Below are 10,803 nucleotides of genomic sequence, written 5' to 3' on the forward strand. Positions count from 1 at the left end.
TCCCGTGAACTTTCCCGCTCCATCCAACCCTGACGGAGGTATCCATGACGTTTGCCCCCCTGACCCGCTCGGCGCTCGCGCTCAGCCTGGCCACGCTGGCCCTTGCGCCCGGCGTCGCGCTGGCCGAAATCGTGGCCGAGCCGCAACTGGCCAAGACCTGCCTTGGCGCGGCGGCGGAAAAACTCGGCACCCGGCCGGGCAATCTGATGACGCTGCCGGTCGAGCGCAGCCGGGGCACCTTCACCGTCAACGGCCAGAGCGATGGCGGCGCGGTGCGGATGTTCAGCTGCACCTTTGACAAACACCGCAAGATGACGGGCATGACCATCGACGGGGTGGCCGAGGCGGCGGCGAATGCCGATGTGGGCGGTGCCCCCCGCGCGGCCATCGACAAATGTCTCGAGATGATCGGCGTGCCCGCGAAAATCGAAACCGTCAGCGCGCTCAAACCCGGCTATTTCGAGATCATCCTGCGCGAAAGCGCCTCGAAACGCCGCGTCGCCTGCACCGTGCCCGGTGACGGACACGAGATCAGCGACTGGGTTGAATTGAACTGAGGAAAGGGCCGCGCCATGACACCCGATCAGATCATCGCCACCGTCATGGCGCTGCTGAGCGCCGCGCCGCAAGCGGCACCCAGCCTGGCCCTTCCCGGTGCCGATCCGCGCTATCCGGTCACGCTTGACGCCTGTCCGCGGCCGCTGCCCGCGGGCGAGGTCGAGGGCAAGACAGTGATCTGCGGCCATGTCTCGGTGCCGGAAAACCATGCAAAGCCCGAGGGAAAAAAGATTTCTCTGGCTTTCGCCGTGCTCAAGGCGCGCTCGCTCTCGCCCGCGCCCGATCCGCTGGTCTATCTGCACGGCGGGCCGGGGGGCGGCGCGGTGAAGGATCTGTGGTCGATTGTCGTGCCGATCTTCGATCGCCACCGGGCGCGGCGCGACGTGGTGACGTTCGATCAGCGTGCGGCGGGGATTTCCTCGGACATGGTGACCTGTTTCGACACGCTTGGCGCCAATATCGTCTCGCTGATGGCACCGGGCAAAAGCGGGCAAGACCCGGAGATGCCGGCGCTTGTGGCCGATTGTCTGGCCGAACTGAAGGCCAAGGGCACCGACATCACACAATACAACACCACCCAGAACGCCCATGACACGCAGGCGCTGATGCGGGGCCTCGGCTATGCGGATTGGAACCTTTACGGCATTTCCTACGGCACGCAACTGGCGCTCGAGGTGATGCGATCGGCGCCCGAGGGGACGCGGTCGGTGGTGATCGACTCTGTCTTTCCGCCCGATGTGCGCGGCTATGATGAAAACGTCAAACCGCTGCAGGAATCGTTGCAGGCGGTGCTTGACCAATGCGCGGCTGATGCCGCCTGCGCCAAGGCCTATCCAGATCTGCCCGCGACGCTCGACCGGGTGGCGGCGAAGCTGCAAGCGGCCCCGATCCCGGCGGCGCGGGGGCGGGCGGCCATCGACATCAGGGCCCTCGCCGACCTGCTCGACAGCCGCAATGGCTCGCGTGCCACTCCCGGCATCACCGCGCATCTGCCGCTGATCCTGACCGAGCTTGACCGGGGCGAGACGACGACCTGGGATCTGCTGGCCTCGGGCGGAACGGTGAAGCCCCCCAGCACCGCCGAGCGCCTCGCCCCCTTTGCCGCGCGGCTGACGCCCGAGCAAAAGGCGCTTGCCGCCCTGCTTCTGGAACAGGCCAGCGCCGCCAAAACCACCGATCTGGCGCGCGACGGCGCGCTCTCGGCGCTGTCGGATTCGCTCGCCCGCAGCGCCGCGGGCGGCACCGATCTCGCCAAGCGGCTCGATGCCGAGATGACCCGCGCGATCATCGCCACCGGCTCGCGCGAGGCGATGCTGAATTTCGTGCGCGCCTATGCGGCGCTCGCCACCCGGCCCGCCAGCCGCGACGCCTTTGCAACGCTCGTGCGCGATCACCTGCCCGCCGCCGATCAGGCCCCGATCCTCGCGCTCCTTGATCTGATGAACGATGCCGACATCCGCGCCGCCCATGCGGCGGTGTCCAGCGAGGCGCGGACCGCCTATTCCAGCATCGTGTTCCTGCTCGATCTGATGGTGATCGCCTGTCAGGAGGATTTCCCCTTCAACAGCCGGGCCGGGTTCGACGCCTATAATGCGACGCTGAAATGGCCCTGGCTCATGGCCTCGGCCAAGGCCGACACCAGCGCCTATGCGATCTGCCCGATGTTCACGCCGGCCCCCCGCGCGGGCTTTCTGGAACCCGTCCACAGCGACATCCCGACGCTTGTGCTTTACGGACTGAACGACACCCAGACCTCCTCCGCCGATGCCCGCCATGCCGCCGAAACGCTGAGCCACGCCACCGCGCTTGCTGTGCCCGAGGCGGGCCACGGCGCGGTGATCTTTTCCGATTGCGTCAAGGATATCGGTCTGGCCTTCGTCGAGCGCCCCGAAACGGCCCCCGATGCCCGCTGTCTGGCCGATCTGCGCCCGGCCTTTGTGCTGCCGAAATAGCGGGTCACTCGGGCGCGGCGCAGCCCCGCGCGCGCTTCAGCGTTTGCGACGGCAACTCGCCGAAGGCCCGCAGATAGGCCCCGGGAAAGCGGCCCAGATGGGTGAAGCCGCAGTCAAGCGCGATCGAGGTGACGGTCTCTCCGGGTGCGGGGTCCAAAAGACGCGCCCGCGCCTGATCAAGCCGGATCTGCGCCAGTCGTCGTCGCGGGCTTACCCCGAGAGTGGCGCGAAAGACGATCTGCAGGCTGCGCAGCCCGAGCCCCACGCCAGCCGCCACGGCGCCAAGCGAAACCGTTTCGCCTGCCTGCGCGTTCAGAATCGCTTCGGCCCGCTGCACCCGATCCGGGCTGCGCCGAGGGGCGACTTCTGCCAGCCCGCCAAATTCCTTCATGCCCCCCCCCAACAGGCCCCAGTGCCCCGCCGAGCACCTTTGGACCCGGTCACCGATACTCCGCCACGACCAAGGATTAACAACCTGAAGCGGAAAGGAAAGAAGAACCTGATCGGGCTTTGCGATCCTGCGATCCCGAGCCGGACTTCGCTTACTGGATAGTCAGACCCGCGTTTGAGGAGGAACCTGAACCATCCCGTGTCGGGATCCCGTTTCAGACCAGAGGAACTTTTCATGCGTGTTCTCTCCGTCCTCCTCGCGACGGCCATGGCGCTGACGCCCATGGCCACACAACCGGCGCGTGCCAACGACAAATCCGATGCGGTGGTGGCCGGGGCGATCCTTGGCGCGCTGATCGCCGGTGCCGCCGCCAAGAACGCCCGCAAGTCGCAGCGCTTCGATTATGCCAATGACACGATCTTCTTTCCGCCGGGGCGGCAGGGCTGGATGTGCTACGTCAACGCCCGCCAATGCTATGTGAAGGGGCATTATTCCGCCTCGGCCACCCGCGAAATCTTTCATTGAGGCCCATGATGAAACCCCAAGTCCTTATCCCTGTCGCGCTGATGCTTGGTCTTTCGGCGCCGCTTGCGCTGGCCGAAACCGCCACCTCGCCCGAAACCGCCACCCCCGCCGCCCAGACCCAGGTGCCCGCTTCGGTCACCATCGACGGCGCGATCAGCGCGCAGGCGGAAAAGATCGTCGCGGGCACGCTCGATGCGGCGAAATTCGACCAACTCAAGGTGATCGCGCATCAAAAGGCGGTGGTGATGCAATGCGAGGCCTTCAATCTCGATCCGACGAAATACAGCCTGATCCTCGCCGGGGTCTATCCGACGGCGAAGGAATTCGACGCACTCGAAGAGGCTGCGCAGTTCCGCTATCAGTCGGTGGTGATGCTGAGCATGGGGATGCTGATCGGGGGCGACCTGGCCGGGGCGGCGACCGCTCCGGATGCCTATTGCGCCGCCGCCGAGGAAGAACGCGGGCAGGATGACACGATCTGGGCGAAGCCCTGAGCCTTTGCCCCCGTCCCGGCCTCCGGGCGCGGGGAACCTAGCGGAATGAAGGAGTGCAGGATGCGACGGATCTGGGCAGGGCCGCTTCTGGCGGCGCTGGGTGCCTCCCCGGCGCTGGCTGATTTTGCCGATGGCCTGTCGGGCGGGCCGGATTTCTGGGCGGTGACCGGGCTTGGGGCGGGCGAGACACTTGATCTGCGCGCCGAGGCCTCGGCCCGTGCCCGCGCGCTTGGCCAGCTTGCACCGGACGAGGTGGTGCGCAACAAGGGCTGCGCGATGGTGGCGGGGGGCCGGTGGTGCCTGGTCGATACGCCAATTGGCCCGGGCTGGGTCGAAGGCCGCTTTCTGCGCGAATCCGCGCCGCCGGGCCTGGATGACAGCCTGCCCGAACCGCCCCTGCTGACAGCGCCCCCGGGCCTGCCCGCAGGCAATGGCGAGCCCTTCACCGCCTTCGGCACGATACCCTGCGCAACGCATCGCGGCCAGCCAAGCAGCTCTTGCGCTTTCGGCGTGATCCGCACCGGGCCGGGGGGCGCCAGCCTGTGGGTCGCGCTGCCTGCGGGCGGGCAGCGCTATATCCTGTTTGAAACGGGCAAACCGGTTTTCACCGACGGCGAGGGCCGCCCCGCCTTCACGATCGAAGACGATCTCTTCCTCATCCGCATCGGGCCCGAACGGTTCGAAGTTCCGAGGGCCGTGATCGACGGAGGCTGAGAGCGCAGGCCTATTGGTGGCCCGTCGGCGGGGGAAACCTTGCGCTGCACTTTGCACAGGGGGCCGATTGGCCCAGTCGCTGCGCCGTGTCTGAACGGCTGGTTTGACGGCCTGCGCCGGGAGCGCCGACCGGCGGCTAAGGGCCGTGTACGTCGATCCACACTGCTTGGTGCCGGGGATTTGCAAGTCTGTAAAATACTCGGTACGGCATTCCTCGTGCCCTACCCGCGAATGACGGCTGTCGTCGATTTGTTGCGGCTGCGATGCAGTGGCCTCGCAGCCCACCTATCGCTCTCTTTTGCCGATCGAGGTCGTTCGAGGCCAACTGCGAAGCCCCAAGCGGGCGCCATTCACCCCTTCATGTAGCCCTTCTCACGCAAATAATCCGCCAGCAGCTTTTCAATCAAGGACGTGAGAGAGCGATGATCGTCTTGCGCGGCCTGATCTGCAGCCTGCTTCAGTGTCGGCGTTATCCGGAGGTTCACCTGCGCAGATTTGGTTTCCCGTGACATTGTGTAGATTTCCTCTTTACAATTCAGGAATCAATGTATAGATATATACTACAAAAAGCAAGCGGACCGCTGCGATGCTGGAACATCGCAGCAGCCCTGATCACAGGCAATCTGTTAGGAGATCAGCCATGACTACCTCGTCTATTATCATCGGCATCAACGTCTCGGAACCCCGTTTTTCGACCGCTATCACGCCCTGTGGCGATGCGTTTGCCGCTCTTCTAGCGGCTCTCCCTGGCTATTACGAGGCGGAGCGGGACCTTGACGGGATCGACCCGCACGACTTCGCCTGTGACGCGTGGATTACGGCCGCCGAGCGCGCCAGGAGCGAAGTTATCGCGGCCCTCGATGCAGTGATCGATGCGAAGCCGCAGGTTCAAAGCGATTTGCACTTGCGGCGTGTCGCTCTGTTGTTCTCGACGGCGCTGCGGACTATTGACCCGCTGGTTTATTCCCGCATCCACGGGGCGATGCGCGACCTGCCGTGGCTTTATCGCGTTCCCGGGCGCAATCTGAGCGCGCAGCATGCAACGCTCCAGTTGCGGGCGCTCCGCGCTCACCTGCTTGCGCTGATGAGGCTCGGAGAATTCCAACCGGAATTCGAGGTCATCGATCAGGACAGCGAGTTTCCGGTTCCTGCCTTCTGATTTCCCTTGAACGTTTTGAGGCCGACGAGGGCTCCCTGCATAGCAAGGAGCTTCGTCGAAGACGATCTGCGGTTTGATAAGGGGGTGCTCATGACCCATCCGATTACCGAGTTTTCCGAGAAGCCTGTCGTAATCGACGGAGTTTCCGTTCCGCGCCACCTTGGCCCGCTTCATGCTCACTGGCAGATTGCAGCGCGCGCGCGGGGGGCGACGATCGTCGCGCGCGTCAGGGATCGCCTTCACGTAGCGCTGCGGTGTGAGATTTGCGGCGGGCTGTGGATTTCGCGTGTTTCGGTGGTGCTGGGCTAGCAGCCACAGTGCCCTCATTGCCTCGATGATGCGCGGCTGAATAATGCGGCGCAGGCCGAGGTTGATTTTCAGCGGCGTGACCCTGACGATCGGCACTATGCCTATTATCGTTCTGCCTGCGGACACGAGATCCGGCGGCAGATCCACCGCGTTGCGCGAGTCGCGTCGGAGCCGCAAAACCTCCGGTGTGAGACCTGTCTCGCCGAGCGCGATGCGGAAGTCGCGGCGCAACGGGGTTGGGAGCTACTCGGGCCTGATCCCGATAGGGGGGCGAACTATCGCCGCTATCGCCATGGCGCGTGCGGTCACAAGCAGTCGATTGCCAGAGTTAACGTAGAGACAGGGCGTGTCACCTGCCATGACTGTGGGGAGTCCTGGATCACAGCGCCGAACTCGATCTATCTTCTGGAGATCATCCTGCGGGACGGGACCAAGGTGCTCAAGCTGGGGCATTCTCGCGATCCTGATTCAAGGCTGAATCACCAATTGATCGCCGACGATACCGTCCAGGGCGCGGTGCGGCGGGTCTTACCGATGCCGAACGGTCTTGATGCGCAACGCGCAGAACGCAGGTTGCATGTGATCATACGCAACACTTTGCCGATCGCGGTGGTGCCGCACGAGGTCTACGACGGTGCATTGCGGGTCAAATCGGAGATCTATTACCCAGCGGCGTCGGAACTGATCCACGATCTTCTGGACGCGACAGCGCGTCGTTACGCGGCCTAAGTCTCTCACATTTCAACCGATTTTTCCCGGCGGGAGACTGCCGGGCCCCCTCTTTTTGCCGATGGAGGCCGCCATGATTCCCACTGATGTTCAACAACTTGCGCCATGGCACGCGGTTGCCGATGCTATTTTTGCGCGGATCGATGTGCCCCCGGATCTGCCTGGACCGGCAGAAGCTGCCGCGACGGCCGCTGTTTCCGATTCAATTGAGGCGCAAAGTGACCCTCGCCAGATGACTCGGGAGGAGTTGGATGCGTGGATTGACGAGCCGCTCGTCCCGGCCCCCAAAGCGCCTGCGCCGCCGCCGGTCCGACCGCAGATGGGGCTGCGCGCGCGGTTGCTGCTTTTGCGGCTCGCGGCGGGGATCGGAACGATGGATCAACTCGCGGCATTCTCAGCGCCGGCGGCACTGACGGTGATCGAGGGCACATCTTGGGATCAGGCGCGCGACACTGTCGGCCTCCTGACCGATCATGTCCTGCCCGCATCCTGCGTGGCTGCAGGCTCCGGCGCGCGCGCGAACCATCGGGTGCTTCGGCCCGAGACGTCGAGTCGCCCGCCGCTCTCAGCGGCAGATGCGGAACGGTTTGCGGAGGCGATCCGCTCCTCCCTCACCCACCCGGACCCGGTCGTGATCTTGCTGCCCATTGGCGTTACACTCGACCCGTCGATCATGGCGTGCGCGCCGATGCGTATCCGGGCCGCACCGATTTCTTCGGCGATCCTCGCCGTGTTCTGGCGCGCGACGGTGACGGATCTTGCGCCCGAGCACCTTGCCGACGCTGTGGCGATCCTGCCGCCTGATGGGCATCTCGCGGGCCTTCCCGAGACTGTCGTGCTGCACGCGTTGCGCGCAGGCGATCCTGTCACCGCGGCGCGCCGACTAGCAGCGGCCTGCGCGCAGGCTCCGGGCGGCCCCTGCCTTTCGGACCTTTCGCCGTGCCCTGCCGTCGAGGCTGCTCGAGGCCTAATTGACGGGGTGCGCGCATGGCAATCGGGCAGCGCCGCTTGGAGCGAGATCGAGCATTCCCTCCTGTTCTATGGTCCGCCCGGCACCGGCAAAACGTGGCTTGCGCGTGCGCTCGGGAGCGAGCCGGGCGTCCGGTTTGTGCAGTCGTCGTTTGCTGAATGGCAATCAGCCGGGCATCTGGGCAACATGCTTGCCGCGATGCGGGCGTCGTTTGCTGAAGCCGTTGCTGCTCGTCCCTGCGTGCTGTTCATCGACGAGATCGATGCGGCGGGATCGCGCGACGACCATGACTCGCACAACGCTGGTTACCGCAGGCAAGTTATCAACGGTTTTCTGGAGCAGATCGACCAACTCAACAAATCCGGAGGCGTGCTGCTGGTGGGAGCGTGTAACAACCCTGATGCGCTTGATCCCGCAATCCGGCGCGCCGGTCGGTTCGACCGCAGCATTGAAGTACCGCTGCCCGATCGGGGAGCCATTATGACGATGCTCACGGCGGCGCTCGGATCGTATCTGTCTCCCGCCGAGATCGAGACGTTGGCACGGCGCGGCACTGGACTTAGCGCCGCGGCGGTCGACGCGATGATCCGCGCCGGGCGGTCCCGCGCGCGCGCTGCGGGTCGAGACCTGACCATCGACGACCTCGTTGCACATGCCCCTGGAGACGCCCCCGACCCCGCGGTCGACTGGCGTGTGGCTGTTCACGAAGCGGGCCACGCGCTTGTGGCAAAAGCTCTTGGCCTCGGGCGGGTCAACCGGGTCTCGATCACTGGAGCCGGAGGCCTGACAGAGCGGACGCGCGCGCTCACACAAGGGCGGCTCGAAGATCTGGAGCGTGAACTCACAGCGATGATGGCGGGGCGAGCGGCGGAACGTCTGGTTTTGGGCGACGTGACGGCTGGGTCGGGTGGCGACGAGACGTCTGATCTCGCCCACGCAACACGCCTCGCCACCGCGATCGAGGCGCAGCTGGGCCTCGGTGAGATGGGGCCGGTCTGGTACGGCGAGGCCGATGCGCTGCTGCTCCGCTCTCCACAATTCTTTTCGCGCGTGCGTGCGCGCTTGGAGGCAGCTGAGGTACAAGCCCTTCAGACTTTGCGGCCTCATGTGGGGTCGTTGCGGGCTCTGGCCGCACGCTTGGTCGTTGAGCGCGAGCTTGGCGGCGAGGAGTTGCGCCAGGCCCTTTTTCTTCCCTCGGCGCCATCGGGCGTTACGCTGATCGTTGCCGAAGGTGAGGAGGCCGCATCATGCCCGCACCCGATCTGATCGAACGGCTGGATGGAGCGCTGCGGGACATCTCTGAGGGGATCGACCCCGAAGCATGGTATTCAATTCCGCTCATCGACGCGTGGGCATGTCTTCGTGATGGTCAGATTCCGCGGATCTGGGGGCACTCGAACAGAGCGCCGGGATCGGTGAGTATCCTGACCGGCCCGATCCTTCACATAACATGGGATTCGGCTGCGGTGCGCGCCCTCGAGGGCTGGTACCGGCTCGGACGCCGTGCCGAAGGTGACACGCCGCTCACGCCACCCTCTGCGCCGCGCGCACTCCTCTCGGGGCCTGCGTTTCGGGCTCGGGTCCATGGTTTTGCGGCGAAGGTCGATCGCGTGGTCAAAGACGCAGACCACTGCTAGGTAAGGCCGCACCACCTTCTCTTTTCTTCTTTCCAGGGGCACCGCGCGATGTGTCTCTTCCGCTTTTGCTTCTTTTTCGAGGTGCGCCACGATGCCCCTTCTTTCTTCTCCCCTCTCCCCTTTTCTTTCTTCTTCCCCTTCTCTTCTCTCTTCACATCCCGCTTGCGCGTCTTTTTCGTCTTTTTGTTTTGCTGTGCGATTTGCACCTCGCCTGTCGGCGCCTCTTTGCCTGCTTTTTCTGTTGACTTTTTCTCGGAATAGAAGACGCAGCGCCCCGTCATCATTTTTCAAGTTCCGGATTTTGCCGAGCCCGCCCTCACGCGGGAGGACGGATGTTCTCAATTTTTGCCCGCGCCCCTTGACGTTTCGCGTGTCAGCGCTGATGCAACAGCGCCAAACCGGGAGGTTTTCCACAATTTCGCGCAGGGATCACCGCGCTGCGCCGCAAATCCGACTCGGTAGAGTGATTCGTTCCGGCTATATTGATCTCCACGCCGCCGCAGAGGCGGGACCGAGATCAACCATCATTGACGCATCGGGCCAAGGCCCGGTGCGGGGAGCACCCTGCGATGTCGCGGGCACGGATCATTTTGGCGAAGAGCAGCGATGCCGGTCCTCCGGGGGGCGGCGCCATGCGACCGGCCGTCTTGGAACTGACGCCCCCACATCCCGGCCTTGTCGCGCTGGCGCGGCTTTTGGCGAGACAAGCTGCGCGCGAAGCGCGCGCGTGCCATACTGATGCAAGCTGACGGAGGTGAGCATGACGACTCGGACTGCCCCCCTGCGCGCGGCGATCTACGCGCGCTATTCTTCGGATCTTCAGTCGGCGGCCTCGATCCCGGATCAAATCCGCCTTTGTCGGCGGCTCTGCGAGGAGCGCGGCTGGACCGTGGTTGAGATCTTCGCTGACGAGGCAATGAGCGGAGCGTCTCACCTGCGCCCGGATTTTCAACGCCTGCAGCAGGCGGCGATGGCCGGGCAGTTCGATGTTCTGGTCGCCGAGGCGCTCGACCGGCTGTCGCGCGATCAAGAACACATCGCCGGGCTGCATAAGCGGATGCGCTATCTCGGAGTGGAGATATTCACCAAGGCGGAAGGCGCGATCAGCGAGATGCACATCGGGTTGGGCGGCACGATGTCTGCGCTCTTCCTGCGCAATTTGGCTGAGAAGACGCACCGCGGCCTCGAGGGGCGGGTCAAGGCCGGCAAGTCGGCTGGAGGTATCAGCTACGGGTATCGGCTTGACCGCCAGCCGCTGCCTGACGGGTCGTTCACGACCGGAGACCGGGTGATCGACGAGGCGGAGGCCGCGATCATTCGGCGGATTTTCACGGAATATGACCGGGGGCGCAGTGCGCGGGCGAT

At 64.8% G+C, this 10,803-nt stretch carries 14 protein-coding genes; 11 read left to right on the forward strand and 3 right to left on the reverse strand.

Going from position 1 to position 10,803, the window contains the following annotated elements; all coding sequences use genetic code 11:
* Positions 1-44 precede the first annotated feature (44 nt).
* Entirely contained in the window at positions 45-557 is a 513-nt protein-coding gene (locus FBT96_RS20340) for a hypothetical protein (protein WP_136909892.1), read from the forward strand.
* A gap of 15 nt (positions 558-572) precedes the next feature.
* Positions 573-2,510, forward strand: a complete 1,938-nt coding sequence (locus tag FBT96_RS20345) for an alpha/beta fold hydrolase (protein ID WP_136909894.1) — start codon at positions 573-575, stop codon at positions 2,508-2,510.
* Positions 2,511-2,514: 4 nt separating this feature from the next.
* Here FBT96_RS20345 and FBT96_RS20350 read toward each other — a convergent pair whose 3' ends face one another.
* Complete coding sequence (locus FBT96_RS20350; RefSeq protein ID WP_136909896.1) at positions 2,515-2,901, reverse strand: helix-turn-helix domain-containing protein; 387 nt, start codon at positions 2,899-2,901, stop codon at positions 2,515-2,517.
* A gap of 234 nt (positions 2,902-3,135) precedes the next feature.
* Here FBT96_RS20350 and FBT96_RS20355 point away from each other — a divergent pair, with 234 nt between their 5' ends.
* From FBT96_RS20355 to FBT96_RS20365, 3 genes are read left to right on the forward strand one after another with little or no spacing between them, the layout of a single operon-like run.
* Positions 3,136-3,426, forward strand: a complete 291-nt coding sequence (locus tag FBT96_RS20355; protein ID WP_136909898.1) for a hypothetical protein — start codon at positions 3,136-3,138, stop codon at positions 3,424-3,426.
* Between the two features lie 8 nt (positions 3,427-3,434).
* The gene (locus FBT96_RS20360) at positions 3,435-3,920 is read left to right on the forward strand and encodes a hypothetical protein (RefSeq protein ID WP_136909901.1); all 486 of its coding nucleotides are present in this window, start codon (positions 3,435-3,437) and stop codon (positions 3,918-3,920) included.
* A 60-nt stretch (positions 3,921-3,980) separates the two neighbouring features.
* Positions 3,981-4,634 (forward strand): SH3 domain-containing protein, encoded by a 654-nt coding sequence (locus FBT96_RS20365; protein ID WP_136909903.1) that lies wholly within the window; start codon positions 3,981-3,983, stop codon positions 4,632-4,634.
* A gap of 350 nt (positions 4,635-4,984) precedes the next feature.
* Here the strand turns inward: FBT96_RS20365 and FBT96_RS20940 are convergent, their stop codons facing one another.
* Positions 4,985-5,146 (reverse strand): hypothetical protein, encoded by a 162-nt coding sequence (locus FBT96_RS20940; protein WP_169583677.1) that lies wholly within the window; start codon positions 5,144-5,146, stop codon positions 4,985-4,987.
* Positions 5,147-5,274: 128 nt separating this feature from the next.
* On the opposite strand from FBT96_RS20940, the gene FBT96_RS20370 reads away from it, so the two are divergent.
* From FBT96_RS20370 to FBT96_RS20390, 5 genes are all read left to right on the forward strand, one after another.
* Positions 5,275-5,793, forward strand: coding sequence for a hypothetical protein (locus FBT96_RS20370; RefSeq protein ID WP_136909905.1), 519 nt, complete (start codon positions 5,275-5,277; stop codon positions 5,791-5,793).
* A 90-nt stretch (positions 5,794-5,883) separates the two neighbouring features.
* Positions 5,884-6,102, forward strand: a complete 219-nt coding sequence (locus FBT96_RS20375) for a hypothetical protein (RefSeq protein WP_136909907.1) — start codon at positions 5,884-5,886, stop codon at positions 6,100-6,102.
* Between the two features lie 435 nt (positions 6,103-6,537).
* Positions 6,538-6,831: a hypothetical protein gene (locus tag FBT96_RS20380; RefSeq protein ID WP_136909909.1), complete on the forward strand. Its 294-nt coding sequence runs from the start codon at positions 6,538-6,540 to the stop codon at positions 6,829-6,831.
* 73 nt (positions 6,832-6,904) lie between these two features.
* Positions 6,905-9,067 carry an AAA family ATPase gene (locus FBT96_RS20385; protein WP_169583679.1) on the forward strand — a complete coding sequence of 721 codons (2,163 nt, stop codon included), beginning with the start codon at positions 6,905-6,907 and terminating at the stop codon, positions 9,065-9,067.
* Positions 9,049-9,438 (forward strand): hypothetical protein, encoded by a 390-nt coding sequence (locus FBT96_RS20390; RefSeq protein ID WP_136909913.1) that lies wholly within the window; start codon positions 9,049-9,051, stop codon positions 9,436-9,438. Before FBT96_RS20385 ends, FBT96_RS20390 begins: the two co-directional genes overlap by 19 nt.
* Here the strand turns inward: FBT96_RS20390 and FBT96_RS20395 are convergent.
* Positions 9,435-9,719, reverse strand: a complete 285-nt coding sequence (locus FBT96_RS20395; RefSeq protein ID WP_169583681.1) for a hypothetical protein — start codon at positions 9,717-9,719, stop codon at positions 9,435-9,437. The genes FBT96_RS20390 and FBT96_RS20395 overlap by 4 nt on opposite strands.
* A gap of 479 nt (positions 9,720-10,198) precedes the next feature.
* On the opposite strand from FBT96_RS20395, the gene FBT96_RS21120 reads away from it, so the two are divergent.
* Positions 10,199-10,803 (forward strand): recombinase family protein (locus FBT96_RS21120; RefSeq protein ID WP_212635426.1); only part of this gene is annotated, 605 nt, incomplete at its 3' end.

The organism is Rhodobacter capsulatus (assembly GCF_005144475.1).
Taxonomy (GTDB): Bacteria; Pseudomonadota; Alphaproteobacteria; order Rhodobacterales; family Rhodobacteraceae; genus Rhodobacter; species Rhodobacter capsulatus_C.

Coding starts and splice junctions, on each gene's coding strand:
- FBT96_RS20340 (WP_136909892.1), top strand. CDS start 45: ATGACGTTTGCCCCCCTGACCCGCTCGGCGCTCGCGCTCAGCCTGGCC.
- FBT96_RS20345 (WP_136909894.1), top strand. CDS start 573: ATGACACCCGATCAGATCATCGCCACCGTCATGGCGCTGCTGAGCGCC.
- FBT96_RS20350 (WP_136909896.1), bottom strand. CDS start 2,901: ATGAAGGAATTTGGCGGGCTGGCAGAAGTCGCCCCTCGGCGCAGCCCG.
- FBT96_RS20355 (WP_136909898.1), top strand. CDS start 3,136: ATGCGTGTTCTCTCCGTCCTCCTCGCGACGGCCATGGCGCTGACGCCC.
- FBT96_RS20360 (WP_136909901.1), top strand. CDS start 3,435: ATGAAACCCCAAGTCCTTATCCCTGTCGCGCTGATGCTTGGTCTTTCG.
- FBT96_RS20365 (WP_136909903.1), top strand. CDS start 3,981: ATGCGACGGATCTGGGCAGGGCCGCTTCTGGCGGCGCTGGGTGCCTCC.
- FBT96_RS20940 (WP_169583677.1), bottom strand. CDS start 5,146: ATGTCACGGGAAACCAAATCTGCGCAGGTGAACCTCCGGATAACGCCG.
- FBT96_RS20370 (WP_136909905.1), top strand. CDS start 5,275: ATGACTACCTCGTCTATTATCATCGGCATCAACGTCTCGGAACCCCGT.
- FBT96_RS20375 (WP_136909907.1), top strand. CDS start 5,884: ATGACCCATCCGATTACCGAGTTTTCCGAGAAGCCTGTCGTAATCGAC.
- FBT96_RS20385 (WP_169583679.1), top strand. CDS start 6,905: ATGATTCCCACTGATGTTCAACAACTTGCGCCATGGCACGCGGTTGCC.
- FBT96_RS20390 (WP_136909913.1), top strand. CDS start 9,049: ATGCCCGCACCCGATCTGATCGAACGGCTGGATGGAGCGCTGCGGGAC.
- FBT96_RS20395 (WP_169583681.1), bottom strand. CDS start 9,719: ATGACGGGGCGCTGCGTCTTCTATTCCGAGAAAAAGTCAACAGAAAAA.